Origin of the sequence: Pseudomonas sp. NA-150 (genome assembly GCF_044336365.1) — a bacterium.
Taxonomy (GTDB): Bacteria; Pseudomonadota; Gammaproteobacteria; order Pseudomonadales; family Pseudomonadaceae; genus Aquipseudomonas.
In genome coordinates this window covers 4,531,887-4,549,590 of the sequence record NZ_CP172305.1, presented here as the reverse complement: position 1 = coordinate 4,549,590, position 17,704 = coordinate 4,531,887, and the positions used below count along the sequence as shown (strand labels likewise).

Annotated in this window: 18 protein-coding genes; 14 read left to right on the top strand and 4 right to left on the bottom strand. The window is 58.0% G+C overall.

Annotation, left to right across the window (positions count from 1 at the left end):
* Positions 1-14: 14 nt before the first annotated feature.
* The 5 genes from ACF0H7_RS21560 to ACF0H7_RS21540 all read left to right on the top strand — a co-directional run bounded on the left by ACF0H7_RS21560 (position 15) and on the right by ACF0H7_RS21540 (position 3,965).
* On the top strand, positions 15-1,163 hold the full coding sequence (locus ACF0H7_RS21560) for an MFS transporter (RefSeq protein ID WP_397448888.1): 1,149 nt from the start codon (positions 15-17) through the stop codon (positions 1,161-1,163).
* Positions 1,160-1,774 (top strand): methylthioribulose 1-phosphate dehydratase, encoded by a 615-nt coding sequence (locus ACF0H7_RS21555; RefSeq protein WP_397448887.1) that lies wholly within the window; start codon positions 1,160-1,162, stop codon positions 1,772-1,774. Before ACF0H7_RS21560 ends, ACF0H7_RS21555 begins: the two co-directional genes overlap by 4 nt.
* Positions 1,775-1,786: 12 nt before the next feature.
* Positions 1,787-2,332 (top strand): 1,2-dihydroxy-3-keto-5-methylthiopentene dioxygenase, encoded by a 546-nt coding sequence (locus ACF0H7_RS21550; RefSeq protein WP_397448886.1) that lies wholly within the window; start codon positions 1,787-1,789, stop codon positions 2,330-2,332.
* Positions 2,333-2,341: 9 nt separating this feature from the next.
* Positions 2,342-3,025 (top strand): acireductone synthase, encoded by a 684-nt coding sequence (gene mtnC / locus ACF0H7_RS21545; protein WP_397448885.1) that lies wholly within the window; start codon positions 2,342-2,344, stop codon positions 3,023-3,025.
* A gap of 217 nt (positions 3,026-3,242) precedes the next feature.
* The gene (locus ACF0H7_RS21540) at positions 3,243-3,965 is read left to right on the top strand and encodes a helix-turn-helix transcriptional regulator (protein WP_397448884.1); all 723 of its coding nucleotides are present in this window, start codon (positions 3,243-3,245) and stop codon (positions 3,963-3,965) included.
* A gap of 93 nt (positions 3,966-4,058) precedes the next feature.
* Here ACF0H7_RS21540 and ACF0H7_RS21535 read toward each other — a convergent pair whose 3' ends face one another.
* Together ACF0H7_RS21535 and ACF0H7_RS21530 are read right to left on the bottom strand one after the other, a co-directional pair.
* On the bottom strand, positions 4,059-4,991 hold the full coding sequence (locus ACF0H7_RS21535) for a hypothetical protein (protein WP_397448883.1): 933 nt from the start codon (positions 4,989-4,991) through the stop codon (positions 4,059-4,061).
* Between the two features lie 415 nt (positions 4,992-5,406).
* Positions 5,407-5,685, bottom strand: a complete 279-nt coding sequence (locus ACF0H7_RS21530; protein ID WP_397448882.1) for a DUF3509 domain-containing protein — start codon at positions 5,683-5,685, stop codon at positions 5,407-5,409.
* A gap of 432 nt (positions 5,686-6,117) precedes the next feature.
* Between ACF0H7_RS21530 and ACF0H7_RS21525 the strand changes: the two genes are divergently transcribed.
* Together ACF0H7_RS21525 and ACF0H7_RS21520 are read left to right on the top strand one after the other, a co-directional pair.
* Entirely contained in the window at positions 6,118-7,950 is a 1,833-nt protein-coding gene (locus ACF0H7_RS21525; RefSeq protein WP_397448881.1) for a long-chain-acyl-CoA synthetase, read from the top strand.
* Between the two features lie 109 nt (positions 7,951-8,059).
* The gene (locus ACF0H7_RS21520) at positions 8,060-8,593 is read left to right on the top strand and encodes an ankyrin repeat domain-containing protein (RefSeq protein ID WP_397448880.1); all 534 of its coding nucleotides are present in this window, start codon (positions 8,060-8,062) and stop codon (positions 8,591-8,593) included.
* Here the strand turns inward: ACF0H7_RS21520 and ACF0H7_RS21515 are convergent, their stop codons facing one another.
* Positions 8,594-9,514 carry a LysR family transcriptional regulator gene (locus ACF0H7_RS21515; protein ID WP_397448879.1) on the bottom strand — a complete coding sequence of 307 codons (921 nt, stop codon included), beginning with the start codon at positions 9,512-9,514 and terminating at the stop codon, positions 8,594-8,596.
* A gap of 145 nt (positions 9,515-9,659) precedes the next feature.
* On the opposite strand from ACF0H7_RS21515, the gene ACF0H7_RS21510 reads away from it, so the two are divergent.
* From ACF0H7_RS21510 to speE, 3 genes are all read left to right on the top strand, one after another.
* Entirely contained in the window at positions 9,660-10,190 is a 531-nt protein-coding gene (locus ACF0H7_RS21510; RefSeq protein ID WP_397448878.1) for a hypothetical protein, read from the top strand.
* Positions 10,191-10,385: 195 nt separating this feature from the next.
* The gene (locus tag ACF0H7_RS21505) at positions 10,386-10,577 is read left to right on the top strand and encodes a PLDc N-terminal domain-containing protein (protein ID WP_397448877.1); all 192 of its coding nucleotides are present in this window, start codon (positions 10,386-10,388) and stop codon (positions 10,575-10,577) included.
* A gap of 199 nt (positions 10,578-10,776) precedes the next feature.
* Positions 10,777-11,637 carry a polyamine aminopropyltransferase gene (gene speE, locus ACF0H7_RS21500; protein WP_397448876.1) on the top strand — a complete coding sequence of 287 codons (861 nt, stop codon included), beginning with the start codon at positions 10,777-10,779 and terminating at the stop codon, positions 11,635-11,637.
* 115 nt (positions 11,638-11,752) lie between these two features.
* Here the strand turns inward: speE and ACF0H7_RS21495 are convergent, their stop codons facing one another.
* On the bottom strand, positions 11,753-12,220 hold the full coding sequence (locus ACF0H7_RS21495; RefSeq protein WP_397448875.1) for a MaoC family dehydratase: 468 nt from the start codon (positions 12,218-12,220) through the stop codon (positions 11,753-11,755).
* Positions 12,221-12,683: 463 nt separating this feature from the next.
* On the opposite strand from ACF0H7_RS21495, the gene ACF0H7_RS21490 reads away from it, so the two are divergent.
* From ACF0H7_RS21490 to ACF0H7_RS21475, 4 genes are all read left to right on the top strand, one after another.
* Positions 12,684-14,771 (top strand): LTA synthase family protein, encoded by a 2,088-nt coding sequence (locus ACF0H7_RS21490; protein WP_397448874.1) that lies wholly within the window; start codon positions 12,684-12,686, stop codon positions 14,769-14,771.
* Between the two features lie 205 nt (positions 14,772-14,976).
* Positions 14,977-15,213, top strand: coding sequence for a hypothetical protein (locus ACF0H7_RS21485; protein ID WP_397448873.1), 237 nt, complete (start codon positions 14,977-14,979; stop codon positions 15,211-15,213).
* Positions 15,214-15,462: 249 nt separating this feature from the next.
* Entirely contained in the window at positions 15,463-15,804 is a 342-nt protein-coding gene (locus tag ACF0H7_RS21480; protein WP_397448872.1) for a ribonuclease E inhibitor RraB, read from the top strand.
* Positions 15,805-16,292: 488 nt separating this feature from the next.
* The gene (locus tag ACF0H7_RS21475) at positions 16,293-17,702 is read left to right on the top strand and encodes a circularly permuted type 2 ATP-grasp protein (protein WP_397448871.1); all 1,410 of its coding nucleotides are present in this window, start codon (positions 16,293-16,295) and stop codon (positions 17,700-17,702) included.
* Positions 17,703-17,704 lie beyond the last annotated feature (2 nt).

Genomic DNA, 17,704 nt, shown 5'->3' with positions numbered 1-17,704 from the left:
ACGGCGCTTTAGCCATGGCACCGATTCCTTACTGGCGGCTGTCCAGCTTCTACCTGTTTTACTTCGCGCTGCTCGGCTCGACGGCGCCGTTTCTGGCGCTGTACTTCGACCATCTGGGATTTTCCAGTGCGCGTATCGGTGAGCTGGTAGCGATCCCGATGCTGATGCGCTGCATCGCGCCCAATCTCTGGGGCTGGCTCGGCGACTACACCGGCCGGCGGCTGGCGATCGTGCGCTTCGGCGCGGTCTGCGCGGTATTGACGTTTTCCCTGATCCTGTTCGACAAGAGCTACGCCTGGCTGGCGATGGTCATGGCCCTGCATGCGTTTTTCTGGCACGCGGTGCTGCCGCAGTTCGAGGTCATCACCCTGGCGCACTTGCAGGGGCAAACCTCGCGCTACAGTCAGATTCGGCTGTGGGGCTCGGTGGGTTTTATCCTGACCGTGGTAGGACTGGGGCGGCTGTTCGAGTGGTTCAGCCTCGACGTTTATCCCTATGCGCTGCTGTTTATCCTCGGCGGAATCGTGGTCAGCAGCGGGTGGGTACCCAATGCGCAACCGGCGCCGACCAGCAAACAGTCGGCCGTCGAAGGCTTTCTCAAACAACTCACCCAACCCGGCGTGCTGGCGTTTTATGCCTGCGTGGCGCTGATGCAATTGAGTCACGGGCCGTATTACACCTTCCTGACGCTGCACCTCGAGCATTTGGGCTACAGTTGCGGCACCATCGGCGTGCTCTGGGCGGTGGGGGTGGTGGCGGAAGTCGTGATGTTCATGTTGATGAGCCGGATCCTGCAGCGCTTTTCGGTGCGCCGGGTGTTGCTGGCGAGCTTCCTGCTGGCGGCGTTGCGTTGGTTGCTGTTGGGCAGTTTTGCCGAACACCTGCCGGTATTGATCTTCGCCCAACTGTTGCACGCCGCCACCTTTGGCAGCTTTCACGCGTCTGCCATCCATTTCGTGCAGCGTAGCTTCGGCCCTCGGCAACAAGGCCAGGGTCAGGCGCTGTACGCGGCCTTGTCGGGGACCGGCGGTGCGCTGGGGGCGTTGTATTCTGGTTACAGCTGGAATGTACTGGGACCAAACTGGACCTTCAGCATTGCCAGCGTGGCGGCATTGGCCGCAGCCGTGATGATTGCGACACGAATGAAAGAGGACAGGGCATGACCCGCGAACAACTCGCTCAGCAGATTATCGACGCCGGGCACTTTCTATATAGCCGTGGCTGGTCGCCGGCCACCAGCAGCAATTATTCCATGCGGTTTTCCCAGACCCGGGCGTTGTTGACCGTCTCCGGTAAACATAAAGGCCAACTGAGCCTGGATGATGTACTGGTCACTGACCTGGTCGGCAACAGCCAGGAGCCAGGCAAGAAACCCTCTGCCGAAACCCTGCTGCACACTCAGGTGTACAGCTGTCGGCCGAACATCGGCGCGGTGCTGCACACCCATTCGGTGAATGCGACGGTGCTGTCGCGCCTGACGCCGGAAGACCATCTGGTGTTCGAGGACTACGAACTGCAGAAAGCCTTCGCCGGAATCGTCACCCACGAATCCCGGGTGATGGTGCCGATTTTCGACAACGACCAGGACATCGCCCGTCTGGCGGCCAAGGTCCAGCCGTGGCTCGACGCCCATCCCGATTGCCCCGGCTACCTGATTCGCGGCCACGGCCTGTACACCTGGGGCGCGCAGATGAGCGACGCCTTACGCCAGATCGAAGCTTTTGAGTTTTTATTCGAATGCGAGCTCAAGACTCGCTCGTTACTGAACCGTTGAGGAGTTGCCCGCATGAGCAGCCTGTCCGTGTACCACGTTTCCAACCCGGGTCTGCCGAACAAGGTCTTGACCCACCTCGAAGACATCGCCTCGACCCTGGCTGAACATGGCGTCGGTTTTGACCGTTGGCAGGCCGCCGCGCCGATCAGTCCTGGTGCGGCCCAGGATGAAGTGATCGCCGCCTACCGGGTGCAGATCGACAAATTAATGACCGAGCGTGGTTATGTCACGGTCGACGTGGTCAGCCTCGACCGTGATCACCCGCAGAAAGCCGAGCTGCGCGCCAAGTTCCTCGACGAACACCAGCACGGCGAAGACGAAGTGCGTTTCTTCGTTGCCGGGCGTGGTCTGTTTACCCTGCACATCGACGATTACGTCTACGCCGTGCTCTGCGAGAAAAACGACCTGATTTCAGTGCCGGCCGGGACCCGTCACTGGTTCGACATGGGCGAGCATCCGCATTTCGTCGCAATCCGCCTGTTCAACAATCCAGAGGGCTGGGTGGCGAAGTTCACCGGTGAACAGATCGCCAGCCACTTTCCGCGTCTGGAAGATTAAGGAGTCCCAATGTCTATCAAAGCGGTTGTGACCGACATTGAAGGCACCACCAGCGCGGTCAGTTTCGTGTTCGAGGTGTTGTTTCCTTACGCCGCCAGCCACCTGCCGGATTTTGTCCGCCAGCAGGCGACCGAGCCGGCCGTGGCCATTCAGTTACAAGCGGTGCGCGACGACAGCCAGGAACCCCGCGCCGATGTCGAGCGGGTGATCGAGATTTTGTTGGGCTGGATCGCCGAGGATCGCAAGGCCACGCCACTCAAGGCGTTGCAGGGCATGGTCTGGGAGCAGGGTTATCACGCTGGTCAGTTGAAAGGCCATGTCTACCCGGACGCGGTTGAGGCGCTGAAACGCTGGCACCTGGAAGGTTACGACTTGTACGTGTACTCGTCAGGTTCGATTCAGGCGCAGCAGTTGATTTTCGGCTGTTCCGAAGCCGGTGACCTGTCGCCATTGTTCAGCGGGTATTTCGATACCACGTCCGGGCCCAAGCGCGAAGCCGAATCCTATCGCACCATCACCGCGGCGATTGGTCTGCCGGCGGAGGATATTCTGTTCCTGTCCGACATCGTCGAAGAGCTCGACGCGGCCCAGCAGGCCGGCATGGCCACCTGTGGCCTGGTGCGCAACGGCGGCGAGTTGGCCGGGCACGCGAATGTCGCCAGCTTCGCGGTCATCGATCTGTCGGCGTTCTAACGGTCAATGCCCTCCGTCCTGGAGGGCATTACTGTCGATACTGACGTAGGCAATTCTTTATTGTTTTGTAGGAAGCGTCTTGTTGCTGAGTAGGTAGCGGCTGTTAGTTATTTCCCTTGTTGGTTAACCCCTTTTCCTGTGCAACGCTCTGTTCGTCGACTCTCTGCGGGTAATGTAGTGGGGGCGACAACTGTCGGGGGTGAACAGGGGGGCAAGTATGGGGCGTATCGAAACAGCAAATAGCGAACTCGAGCAATTGGTCGAACAAATAGTCGCCAGTGTCACTGAACACAGTGGCGATAAAGCCATCGGTGACACACTGCGTTGGTTGCGCCGTCACTGTCGTTGTAAGCGCGCTTTGTTTTACCAGTTCAAGGGTCCGATACTGGTGACGTGTACGTCGTCGAATGTCGACCCGCTGTGGTGTGATTTCTATCGACAGGGGCGCATGCTGATGGATGATCCGATCATCCGCAGCTATCGCGACAAGCTGGGGTTTCTCGATTGGAACGAAGCCTTTGCGCGACATCCGCCGACCCCGACCTTTAAACACATGGTTGAAGAGTTTGATTTGTTGCCGGGCGCTTCCTATGCCTATTCCCACTATGTCGGACCACAGCAAGGGGTTATATCCGTATGTTCGCTGGGGGGCATGAACCGTCGATTAAACAGTAAGGATCGTTATTTATTAAGTCATCTGGTGCCGGTGTTACATATGGCGGGTAAAGGCCGTAAGTTTACCAATCCGACATTGACCGACAAGGAGCTGGAAATACTCAAATGGGCCTGTGCTGGCAAGACTGCCTGGGAGATCGGCATTATTCGCGAGATATCGGAGGCCACGGTGAAGTTTCACCTTAAAAGTATCTACGCCAAGTTAGGTGTCGCCAACCGTGCTCAGGCAGTTGGCGAGGCGTTGTTACAGGGGTTGATTGGCTGAGCCGTCAAGCGTGCGCCGGTGGTGCGTTGAGTTGGGTACTGCCCGGTTCGCCCAGCAGGCACGGGGTGCCACCGGGGGTGTAGGTCATGCCACTCACGGCAACGGCGCAGGGCTCACGCCGGGGATCAACAGGTCGATGTGATAACCGCATCGACCGTCACCGACCGCGACGTGCAGACCCTCGATGCCCTCATTGAGCTGAGAGTTGACGCGGTAGTCGATGCGCTCGGCGATACTGGCATTGACCCCGAAGGCACACTCGGTCAACGCCAGGCCACGGGAGCCGGTGGCTTCGTTGAGCAGGGTGCGGTAGTCGAGGTTGCCAACCCGGAACGCCCGCACCTGACTGTCCTCGATCAGCAGCGTCGCACCGTGGACCGCGACGTTGTAGGCCAGGCCTTTTAATGAGCGGATCAGGCTTGGTGCAATCGAGGGGTCGTGATAACCCCTGGCCGAGAGCATGCCCGCCACCTTGAACTCGCCGTTCAGGGTAAAAGCGCGCGGTGCGGCCGGATCCATGTGGGTGTAATGAACCTCCAGCAATTCTGCCAACGGAAAAATGAAGTACTCCTCCGCGGCCAAGACGTCCTCTTCGATCATGGCGTAGGGCGACACGTTCTGAGCGATCTCCAGCACACCGTGGCTGTCGGCGCCGCTAAGTACCAAATGATGATGATCGTCCAGCAGCGTCAGGAGCTGTTCCTGGTTGCGCATGGCCAGGCGATAGTCGGTGGCACAGATCAGGTCAAGGCAATAGATCGCGCTGTCCAGTGTGGGATCAAAGGCGTGGGCCTGGGTGTAGATGGCGCGCCCCGAGCGATTGCGCGCCGCCAGGCGCAGCAGTGATTCGGTGCCTTCGCGGGTCAGGGTGATGCAGGCGCTGTTGGTCGGCATGGCGTTCAATTCGTCAATCAACAGGGCATTGATTGCCAGGCCGCGAGCGTGTGCGGCCAGTGCTTTGGAGTCGGTCAGCAAGCTGACATCGCTGGAGCCGAAAAAGCGTTCGAGGTGTTTTAGCGCAGTCATGGTGATGTCCTCGTCGTGTAGAGAACATGCCGAAGCCTTGTGCTTCGGCATGCCTTGATCGTTACGGCTTGGCGAGGATCACCATTGGGTCAGTGGGTAAAATCCGAAGCTGTGTTGTTGGCTGGGTTTGACCCGCTTGAGGGTTGGCTTATCCATGGTTCGTTCTCCTTTTTAAGATCAGGCGAAATGCCTGACGGAGAAAACGGTATGACGATCGCGAGCCGATTAAAACTATCCGCTCGGACAGGTGCGAAGAGGGGCTGAAGGGTATTAACTAGGCGCCGGGCGGGGGGCCAGGCAGGAGATCTTCTGTGGTCCAGATTCCACACGGGGCAACGGTGTGAGGGTGTGTTCTCGACGCAAAAAAGCCGCAGACACGATGAAGTGACTGCGGCTTTGGTCTTGAAGCTGCGCGCTAGCGCGAATGATAGGTCGGCAGGTCAAACCGATGCTGGCTTTGCAGCATGGAGATCGCGGGCAACTCGCTCGGTTGCACGGCAAGGTCGCGACGAATGGCGCTGATGACCCATTCCAGTTGCACCGGCGTATGCAATTGCGCGTAAGTAATTGAGCGACGAGTCTGTTGGCCTTCGCTGTTGCGCAGACTCAGCACCACGCCACCGTCCGGGCGAAGTTGGGTAGTCACGTCAAATTCGGAAAACACGGAGGCAAATTTTTCTTGAATGAATGTCATGTCAGGCGGCTCCATTGCTCAAGGGATAACACAAGCATGGAGAGGAGGGTGCAGTGATTGTGCCAGTATCGGAGATGACTAAATATTCAATAAAATCAAACGGTTATAAATCAGGTCCGTTTTTGCATTCGTGCAAAATGCATGAATGGCAGTCGTGCATCCTGCATTTTGCGGTGTAAACGAGGAGGGCGTGCGAAGGATTTTGGCGCGTACATCCCATTTGACAACCAATCGCTCAATTTATTCCGCCGTTGGTCAGTCGCCGAATGGGGTGTTGTGAACGGGCCGCCTGAGAGATACAAAACTTTTCAAATACCTCATGTACAGCTTTCAAATGGCTGACGTACTTTCGTGGCAACGGCGGCATGGACTTGCGCCGTGACGTAGAGCCTAAAAACAAGAATCAGAACCAATGGCCACGAAGGAGCAAGCATGAGTCCTACCGATATGATCACCTGGGCCGGGATGGCCCGCAGGTTCCCTTCTATTGTCCGGGCGCTGCCTCGGGTGCTCAAAGGCCTGAAGATTTCCAACGTCACCCAGGACGATCAAGCCTGTGGCCTGGGTTGGACGTTTGAGCAAGCCGTCGCCCGCAATCCGCAGGGTCCTTCGCTGTTGTACAAGGACAGTGTGTTCAGCTACGAACAGGTTAACCACTGGGCAAACCGCATTGCTCACTACCTGGTCGGTCGCGGGATCAACAAGGGTGATGTCGTCGGCATTTTCGTCGAGAACCGTCCGGAGTTGCTGGTACATGTGCTGGCCGTGGCGAAGGTCGGTGGTGTGTGCGCCATGCTTAATACCTCGCAAACCCATGGCGTGCTGGTCCATAGCCTGAATCTGGTGAAACCGGTGGCGATCATCGTCGGTGAAGAGTTGGTGGAGGCCTTCGACGCAGTGCGCGCCGAAGTGGCGATCGACGCCGATAACACATTTTTTGTCGCCGACCAGGACACCACCCAGGATCCGGGGCAGGCGCCCGAGGGCTATATCAATCTGGCGCGGGTCAGCGCCGGGAGTTCCACGCAAAACCCTGACACCACCCAGCGTATCTACCGCGACGACGCGTGCTTCTATATCTACACCTCCGGCACCACGGGATTACCCAAGGCCGGCATTTTCAAACACGGCCGCTGGATGAAAACCTACGCCGGCTTCGGCATGATCACCCTGGACATGCAGCCGCACGACGTCATGTATTGCACCCTGCCGCTGTACCACGGCACGGGGCTCAACGTCTGCTGGGGCGCAGCCTTATGCGGCGCTTCGGGCTTTGCCATACGGCGCAAGTTCAGCGCCAGCCAGTTCTGGAGCGACACCCGCAAGTACAAGGCGACGGCCATCGGTTACGTCGGCGAACTGTGCCGCTACCTGATGGATCAACCGGTGCAGGACAACGACACCGACAACCCGGTGCGCAAAATGATCGGTAATGGTCTGCGCCCCGGGGTGTGGATGGCGTTCAAGAAACGCTTCGCGATCCGTCAGGTGTGTGAGCTGTATGCCGCCACCGACGGCAATATCGGCTTCACCAATATTCTCAATTTCGACAACACGGTCGGTTTTTCCCTGCAAGCCTGGTCGCTGGTGGAATACGCGCTCGACACGGGTGCGCCGGTGCGCAATGCCGATGGCTTCATGAACAAGGTGCAGAAGGGCGGGCAGGGGTTGCTGCTGGCGAAAATCGATGACAAGGCGCCGCTCGATGGCTACACCGAACCGGAAAAGAACCTGAAGGTGATTGTCAGCGACGTGTTCGAAAAGGGTGACCGTTATTTCAACACCGGGGATCTGTTGCGCGACATTGGCTTTGGTCATGTGCAATTCGTCGATCGGCTGGGGGATACCTATCGCTGGAAAGGCGAGAACGTCTCGACCACCGAAGTCGAGAACATCATGTTGCAGCATCCGAAAATCGCCGAGGCAGTGGCCTATGGCGTCGAGATCAAAAACACCAACGGCCGTGCCGGCATGGCGGCGATAACCCCGGCTGAATCCCTGGCCACGCTGGACTTCAAGGAGCTGCTGCAATTCGCCAAGGCGCAAATGCCGGCGTATGCAATTCCGATGTTCCTGCGGGTCAAGGTCAAGATGGAAACTACCGGCACGTTCAAATATCAGAAGTCGCGGTTGAAGGACGAAGCCTTTGATCCGGGCAAGACAGGCGATGATCCGGTGTACGCCTGGTTACCCGGTACTGACACCTATGTTCAGGTGACGGACGAGGTGTTATCGGATATTCATGCAGGAAAATTCCGTTATTGAGCGTTCGCTCATTGGCTTTTTCTATCGTCGGCATACCTTGACCCTGGGCGGGCAGCTCTGGAAACTGCCAGACATCCCGACCACTCCCACGGCGTCAAGGAGTTACACCATGGCTGAAGATTCCAAACCCACCGATCCCCAGCGCATGACGGATGATGAGGCCGCAGAGTTTGCCGAGCAGGTCTTCGAGCTGGCCCGCAAGGGCGATGCGCGGCTGCTTGGGCTTCTGCTGGAAAAAGACCTGACCCCTAACCTGCGCAACCACAAGGGCGACACCTTGTTGATGCTGGCCAGCTACTACGGGCATCTGGATGCGGTGCGGGTACTGCTGGACTACAAGGCCGATCCAGAAATCCGCAACGATAATGGCCAGAGTCCGATTGCCGGTGCGGCGTTCAAGGGCGATCTCGAAGTGGTGCAGCTGCTGGTCGAGCGGGGTGCCGATGTCGAAGGTGCGTCGGCGGATGGTCGTACGGCACTGATGATGGCGGCGATGTTCAACCGCAGCGAAATTGTCGAGTACCTGATTGCCAAAGGCGCCGACCCCCATGTCCGCGATGCCAAGGGCGTCACGCCACTGGCGGCTGCGCAAACCATGGGAGCCACTGATACGGCCGAGTTGTTGAGTCGACTCGGCGCCTGATCAGGGGCGGCCAGACCAGCGGTTTTCCATCAGAAAGTCGACAAAGCTGCGCACCCGCAACGGCACGTGGCGGGCATGCTGATACAGCAGGCTGAACGGCCGTGAGCGACCGGCGAAGGGCGAGAGGACTTCACGCAGGCGACCGTCGAACACGTCCTGCTCGACGATGAAACGGTAGGTCTGGAACAGACCGCCGCCATTGCGCGCCAGTGTGACGCAGCCCAGATAGTCATCGGAGCAGCTGTAGCTGCCCGTGGTGGCCCGTTCGGACTCTTTGCCCTGGTGGTTGAACAGCCAGGGAATCCGCCGTCCGGTGCTGTCCAGTTCGAACTGGATGCAATCGTGTTGTTCCAGATCGTCAAGGCTGTTCGGCGTACCGGCGCGCTTCAAGTAGTCCGGGCTGGCCACGACCACCAGTTCGGCGTCTTCCAGACGCCGGGAAATCAGGCTGGAGTCATGTTGCGAGCGTCCGCGAATGGCCAGGTCATAGCCGTCGGCGATGAAGTCAATGTTGCGATTACTCAAGTGAACCTCGACCTTCACGTCGGGGTAGCGCATACGAAACGCGGGCAACAGCGGCAAAATTCGATAGTGGCCGTAGGTGGTCGGCATGCTGATGCGCAGGATGCCGGACGGTGCCAGTTGCTGGCCGGTGACCTTGCGTTCGGCTTCGATCAGCTGACTTAGCGCATGCCGACACTCTTCGTAGTACTCGCGCCCCCCGGGGGTCAGTTGAATGTGTCGCGTGGTGCGCACGAACAACCGCACGCCCAGACGTTCTTCAAGGCGTGAGATCGAGCGACTGACCGCCGCAGGGGTAACCCCGGCGCTGTTGGCGGCGGCGGTGAAGCTGCTGTGTTCGGCAGCCATACAGAACAGCTCGATGCTGCCAAGCAGCACATCGTCAAATTGACGCTTCATGAAGAGTTACACCGTGTATTGATTTTGTTATTTTGCTCATCTTCTGTATTCATTACCAGCATGAATCATCGCTTGGCAATAGAGCCGGCGCGCAATTCCGGCTATCCTGCGCGCCTTATTTTTACGCCGCTATCCAGGACTGCCCATGAAAAGCCAACTCATAGAATTAATCAGCAAAATCAGTTCGGGTTGCATGGGCGAGGAAGAGATCGCGCGCGTTGCCGACGAAGCAGCGCAAGCCTACGCCGATCCGCAGGCCTTTCTGGCTGCCAACCCGGACATCAACTACGACGACAGCTTCCCGATTGCCTTGGGTGAGTGGGTGGTGATCGGCAGCTTGCCAGACACCGTGCTGTTTCAGGGCGATAGCTGGATGGATGTGTTCGCGCAGATCGTCGAGTCGTTCGGCGAGGATGTGCCGTTCAACATCAAGCCGAAACAACTGGCCAAGGTCGAAGCGCTGACCGCACTGAACCGGATTCAAATCCAGATGGGCAGCATGAACAAAGACATGGGTGGCTATGTGTTGATGAACTTCAGTCAGCCGCTGGATGACGAGTTGCAAGTGGTACTGGTCTACGGCAACGACCAGGCGCGGGTGCTGGAGTTGTGTGCGGCGGTGGGGATTGCGGCGGCGCCGTCGTTGGAGGCGCTGCGCCTCGCATTGTACGAATAAACTTTCTGTAGGAGCTGCCGAAGGCTGCGATCAACCGGGTACCGGTTGTGGCTTTAGGGGTGAAGACCCTGCGGGCCTTATCGCAGCCTTTGGCAGCTACAAAAGCCAACGGCAGCAAATTAGATACTGGCGAAATGGAACCCTGCCGCCAGCTGACTATCCTAACCAGTAGGCAACCACTCAAGGAGCATCACCATGGGTTCCAGCTTCAATGGTTTGGTCGGGCTGATTATTCTCGCCTTGGACATCTGGGCAATCATCAATGTGTTGAAAAGCGGCGCTGAGGTCGGGATGAAGATCATCTGGACCTTGCTGATCCTGCTGTTGCCCGTTCTTGGGCTGGTGATCTGGGCCATTGCCGGGCCGCGTGGCAACGTGCGTATTTAACCTCCACAGGCCCTTGTACCCAGGCGCCTGGCTGCTGATCGCAGTCAGGCGCCTTTTGTTTTTCCGATGTGGGTCATGAATAGAGGTTCGACCTGTCATGGTCGGCAACGTAGAATGCCCGCCTTCCTTTTTCAGGGGCGACGCTTTGCACAAAGCGGTTCGCTGTCCGTTGCCACCAGCATTCACCGGGGACTTACCCATGAGCGATTATCAAGAAACGTTGTACGAAGGCTATGGCCAGCGCTTTCGTATGGAAAAGCTGCTGCACGAAGTACGCACCGAGCATCAACATCTGGTGATCTTCGAAAACCCGCGCATGGGCCGCGTCATGGCTCTCGACGGCGTGATCCAGACCACCGAAGCCGATGAGTTCATCTACCACGAGATGCTGACTCACGTGCCGATTTTCGCCCATGGCAGCGCCAAGCGCGTGCTGATCATCGGTGGCGGTGACGGCGGCATGCTGCGCGAAGTGGCCAAGCACCGCAGCATCGAACACATCACCATGGTCGAAATCGACGGCACCGTGGTCGAGATGTGCAAGGAGTTTCTGCCGAACCACTCCAAGGGCGCTTTCGATGATTCGCGTCTGAACCTGGTGATCGACGATGGCATGCGTTTCGTCGCCACCACTACGGAAAAATTCGACGTTATCATTTCCGACTCCACCGACCCGATCGGTCCTGGAGAGGTGTTGTTTTCCGAGAATTTCTATCAGGCTTGCCACCGCTGCTTGAACGAAGGCGGCATTCTGGTGACGCAAAACGGTACGCCGTTCATGCAGCTGACCGAGGTGCAGACCACGGCCGGTCGTTTGCGCAGTCTGTTTCCGGATTGGCATTTTTATCAGGCGGCGATTCCGACGTATATCGGCGGTGCGATGACCTTTGCTTGGGGTGCGACCAATACGGATTACCGCAAACTGCCGCTGGATATTTTGCGTCAGCGTTTCGCGGGGAGTGGGATTATCACGCGCTATTACAATCCTGAGATTCATATTGGTGCGTTTGCGTTGCCGCAATATGTGTTGCAGGCGGTGAATAAGCCAAGCAACGACTGATTCTCCGCATCACTCTGTAGGAGCGGGCTTGTCGGATCGCCGCACCGCCGCGCTGGCGGTGTGTCTGACAGGCCGCATCAATCTGATCGCTGGCAAGCCAGCTCCTACAAAAAATTTAACGACCCTGACTGCGGCGGAACACCAGCAGTTTCGATGTGCTGAGTTGCACTACTTCGTCGCGTTGGTTGAGGGTGCGGGTTCTGCAGGTCACCAGGCCGCGATCGGGTTTTGTTCGCGACGGGCTGATGTCGATGATTTCGCTTTCTACGCGCAGTTCGTCTCCTGGGCGAGTGGGAAGCGGCCAGTTGATTTCGCTGCCGGCGCCGATCATTCCGCAGTCCAGCGGCACGCATTGCACCAGCAGGCGCATGGTGATGGCTGCCGTGTGCCAGCCGCTGGCCGCCAGGCCATGGAAGAATGTGTGTTGGGCGGTTTCTTCATCGAGGTGGAAGGGTTGAGGGTCGAATTGTTCGGCAAAGGCTTTGATCTGCTCGGCCTCCACGCGCAGGCTGGTGCTGCGGAACACCTCGCCGACGGCCAAGTCTTCAAGGAACAGGTACACCGGAGGAACGATGACGCTCATGGTTCGAGACTCCTGCTGGTAAGTATTATCAGTATAATATAACTGGCCCTATCTTAATGCTGCAACGAGCGATCGCGCGTGTCTATACCCTATGCTGTGGGTGGCTCCGACGGGGAGTGGTTCGCCCATTGGCCGCGTATGCGTACATTCGCCCTCAGCTGTGATATTCGCCGCCCGCAAGTCCGCATCCGTCAATTGATTGCGTCGGTGCAGGCGTCACTGGAAGAGAACTCAACACTTGCAAGCGATGCACCAACCGTTTTCAATGCCATCCTTTGTGCAACCGAGCTTTATGCCAAGACGTTTCGGTAGGCGAGTCTACGAAATAACGTCTTACACTTCAGCATGATCGGCCTACACAATTTTCACCTCGTGTCGCAGAATATCGCCCGCTTATTTTGCCGCAGAATCGGGCGCACACGCAGTCAACCTTCAACCTGAATCCAACGGATCCTAGAACATCATGGCCACAACGGACGCCCTGAGTCATCAGCACGCCTCGTCGCGCGCGCTGCAACCCACCGTCAAATCACATCTGGCTTACACGCTGTTGAGTGGTGTGATCCTGATGGTGATGTACAGCCTGCTGCGTGTTGCGCTGCTGGTCTACAACCGCGAAATGATCGGCAGTACAGCGGCTTCGAATTTTTTCGAAGCCATGGGCAACGGCATGCGTTTCGACTTGCGCCTGACCGTTTACTTGCTCGTTCCGCTGTTGCTGGCGCTGGTCAGTGCCCGTCTCATGGCGAGCCGCTGGCTGTTTCGCACCTGGTTGACCCTGGGGGCCAGTATCACGCTGTTCCTTGGCATCATGGAGCTGGACTTCTATCACGAGTTTCACCAACGCCTGAACGGCCTGGTGTTCCAGTACGTGAAGGAAGACCCCAAAACTGTGATGAGCATGCTCTGGTACGGTTTCCCGGTCGCGCGTTATCTGCTGGCCTGGGCCGTGGTGACCTGGCTGCTGAGCCTGCTGTTCAAGGGCGCGGACCGCTTGACCCGTACGCGTCGTGGCCTGAATGTCAGTTCCAGCAGCAATCGCGCCGTGGCGCCGTGGTACCTGCGCCTGGGTGTGCTGGTGCTGTGCGCGGGGGTGGCGGTGATCGCTTCCCGTGGCACGTTGCGCCAAGGCCCGCCGTTGCGCTGGGGTGATGCTTACACCACGGAATCGAATTTCGCCAACCAGTTGGGCCTCAATGGCACGTTGACCCTGATCGATGCGGCGAAGAGCCTGAGCTCGAATCAGCGCGCCAACATCTGGAAGTCGACCATGACCGACGCGCAGGCGCTGCAAACCACGCGTGACATGCTGTTGACCCCGAATGACAAGCTGGTCGATGCCGACCTTGCGGCCGTGCGCCGCGACTCCACGCCGCCGGTGGACAACACGTTGCCGATTCGCAACGTGGTGGTGATCCTGATGGAAAGCTTCGCCGGCCACTCAGTCGGTGCCTTGGGCAGCCCGGCCAAGATCACGCCTTACTTCGACAAGCTGGCCCAGGAAGGCCTGCTGTTTGACCGTTTCTTCTCCAACGGCACGCACACCCACCAGGGGATGTTCGCGACCATGGCCTGTTTCCCGAACCTGCCAGGGTTTGAATACCTGATGCAGACGCCGGAAGGCAGCAACAAGCTGTCGGGTCTGCCGCAATTGCTCGGCTCTCGCGGCTACGACAACGTGTATGTCTATAACGGCGATTTCGCCTGGGACAACCAGTCGGGCTTTTTCGGCAACCAGGGCATGACCAACTTCGTCGGCCGTCACGACTTCGTCAACCCGATATTCTCTGATCCGACGTGGGGCGTGTCCGACCAGGACATGTTCGACCGTGGCAACGAGGAGCTGAAAGCCCGCCAAGGCAAGAAGCCGTTCTATGCACTGTTGCAAACCCTGTCCAACCACACGCCGTATGCCTTGCCGGCCAACCTGCCGGTCGAGCGTGTTACCGATCAGGGCTCGCTGAACGATCACCTGACCGCCATGCGTTACGCCGACTGGGCGCTGGGGCAGTTCTTCGAAAAAGCTAAAAAAGAACCGTATTACAAGGAAACTTTGTTCGTGCTCGTGGGTGATCACGGTTTTGGTAATGACAAGCAAATCACCGAAATGGACCTGGGTCGCTTCAACGTGCCGATGCTGATGATCGCGCCGGGCCTGCAGGAAAAGTTCGGCAAGCGCAGCAGCATCGTGGGTACTCAGATCGATATCGTGCCAACCATCATGGGTCGTCTGGGTGGCGAATCGCGTAACCAGTGCTGGGGCCGTGACCTGCTGAACCTGCCGGAAGGCGACAAGGGCTTCGGTGTGATCAAGCCGTCCGGCGGCGAATTGACCGTGGCATTGGTGACCGGAGACCGGATCTACGTCGAGCCCAAGGAAATGGCGCCGTTGGTGTATCAATACCAGCTCGGCGCCACGCCCCACGCCGAGTTGCTGCAAAACGAGTCTGATCAGGCACAGTTGAAGCAGAAGCTGGAAGGCTTTATCCAGACAGCGACCAAAAGTCTGATGGATAACACGGCGGGTGTTTCGGCCGGGACCAAGCGGTAAGTCATGCTGTAATGAAGAAGAGGCCTTTTGAGGCCTCTTTTTTTTGCCTGCAAAACGGAGGGAGAGTCTATCTGTCCAGCAAGCGCCGCGTATTTGGCGGGCAAAATTGAATCTTTGAAACTGCGGTGGCCACAGTGGAACGATTGACCATGGTCAAAGGTCCAGATTGAGTAAGCCGCATTTCGGCTGCACTGAGGAGACATCGATGAAACTGTGGATCATTACTTATTCCGATAAAGAAGGTGTGCAGCAACAGCTTGAGCTGGGTGGCGAACAGCGTCCCACCGAGGAAGAGGTGGCTGATTATCTGCGTGAGTTATTGTTTCCGATTGCCGACGAAGTCACGGTGCCCGATCTTGACGGTCGTGTGCCCGAACCCATGGTCAAGTCCCTCAAGGAACAGCACGGCGTGCAAATCCTCTCCATCACCCCGGCCCCCTGAACACTCATTCAAAAAGGTCCCTTTTGCCAATTGGCACACGCGTTCGATAGGACTACTCTGCAAGTGAGGCCGGCGCAGCATTGCTCTGGCCTTTCCATGTCGATGCCCGGTCCGGCTGCATGGACTTGGCCTTGTCAGCTACATGCTTGACTCCCTGGCGGTAGATTAGCTGTCGCCGAGCGACCACTGTGCAGTGGGGCGCGTTGGGAGTGTTGAAACTCTATCTATCGTTGAATAGGAGGACGTTTCATGAGCACAGCCTATCAAGAGGACATCAGCAGTAATGTACTGCGCCGCATGAAAGAGGGCGGTTTTGATTTTGCGTCCATCCATCCCATTGAGTTCTATGCCGTCTTCCCCGACGAGGAACGGGCGCGGCAGGCTGCAGGGCAGTTTCGTGGAGAGTCCTTGAATGCACAGGTCAGTGCCCGCGACGACGGGGCCTGGGACTTGCTGTTGAGCAAGGTGATGTACGCAACTTACGACGGTATCGATGACTTCGAGCAAAATCTGCAGAGCGCGATCACACCGCTGGATGGTGAGGTCGAGGGCTGGGGTGTCACCCAAGAGATCAAACGCTTTCACGCCTGACTCCATGGCACCTCTGAGCGGCGCCGTTTATCGCTGACTCAATGTTTTAAACCCCGTGCCGGTTGACCTTGTGTCAGCCGGTTTTAGTTTGTGTGTTCTAACCCGTGACGCGACTATCGGCCCGCGCACGATTGTCGGGCACAACAACAGGGGCAAAAAAAGAGCCACTCCTGGGAGCAGCTCAAATGGGAAGTCGGTAAACCATTGCGGGGAAGCCATAACGACGAAAGGTCAGACGGCTTCGGATGCTGGTCATTATCCGGAAACAAATTCCCCCCGTGAAATCAACTCTGACTATGCTGGTGATAGCTATTGTTGCTGAAGGACGCTTCCGAATGAGGCGTAGGAGATTCAGTTGGGACGGTTACTGCACAGGAATGGTGCGGCAGGTGTCGCGGGATTATCCAACTGATTGATTGTTAAGCGTTTATGCCGATGGCACGGGCCTTGCGAAGGCCCTTGGTGTCCGTGGTGACAAGGAGTACGGCATGATCCGCACCTTTTATGATGAGATGTACGATGCCGGCGGAGTGGTCCGTCCGCATTATCGGGAATTCGCCCGTTGGCTGGGTGAAACGCCGCCTGAGCTTTTGGCCCAGCGTCGGCGAGAAGCGGATCTTTTGTTTCATCGCGCCGGGATCACGTTCACGTTGTACGGGGACGAGCAGGGCACTGAGCGGTTGATTCCTTTCGATACCATTCCGCGCAGCATTCCGGCCAGTGAATGGCGGGTGGTCGAGAAGGGCTGTATTCAACGGGTCAAGGCGCTGAACATGTTTCTCGCCGACCTGTATCACGACCAGCGGATTATCAAGGCCGGGATTATTCCTGCCGAGCAGGTGCTGGCCAACGAGCAATACCAGTTGGCGATGCAAGGCCTGAATCTGCACCGCGACCTGTATTCGCATATCTCCGGGGTCGACCTGGTGCGCGATGGCGACGGCACCTACTACGTGCTCGAAGACAACCTGCGCACGCCCAGCGGCGTCAGTTACATGCTCGAAGACCGCAAAATGATGATGCGGCTGTTCCCTGAACTGTTCGCCGCTCAACGGATTGCGCCCATCGATCATTACCCGAACCTGCTGCTCGACACCCTGAAAAGCTCCAGCCCCCTCGATAACCCCAGTGTGGTGGTGCTGACCCCCGGCCGATTCAACAGTGCGTTTTTCGAGCACGCCTTTCTGGCGCGTGAGATGGGCGTCGAGCTGGTGGAAGGCGCGGACCTGTTCGTGCGTGACGATCATGTGTTCATGCGCACCACCGATGGCCCGAAAGCTGTCGACGTAATTTACCGCCGGCTGGACGATGCGTTCCTCGATCCGTTGGCGTTCAATCCGGATTCGATGCTGGGTGTGCCGGGGCTGTTGGCGGCTTATCGCTCGGGCAATGTGGTGCTGGCCAACGCCGTCGGTACTGGTGTGGCCGATGACAAGTCGATTTACCCTTATGTGACGGACATGATCCGTTTCTATCTGGACGAAGAGCCGATCCTGCAGAACGTACCGACCTGGCAGTGTCGCAAGCCGGAAGAGTTGTCCCATGTGCTGGCGCATCTGCCAGAACTGGTGGTCAAGGAAACCCAGGGCTCGGGCGGTTACGGCATGTTGGTCGGGCCAGCGGCCACGGCAGCGGAAATCGAATTGTTTCGCGCACGGCTCAAGGCCAAGCCTCACGCTTATATCGCGCAACCCACTTTGTGCCTGTCGACCTGTCCGACCTTTGTCGAGAACGGCATCGCCCCGCGCCACATCGATTTGCGCCCGTTTGTTCTTTCCGGCCGTGAAACCCGGGTTGTTCCCGGTGGCCTTACCCGAGTGGCGCTGCGTGAAGGCTCCCTCGTGGTGAACTCGTCCCAGGGCGGTGGAACCAAAGACACCTGGGTGGTTGAGGATTAAGG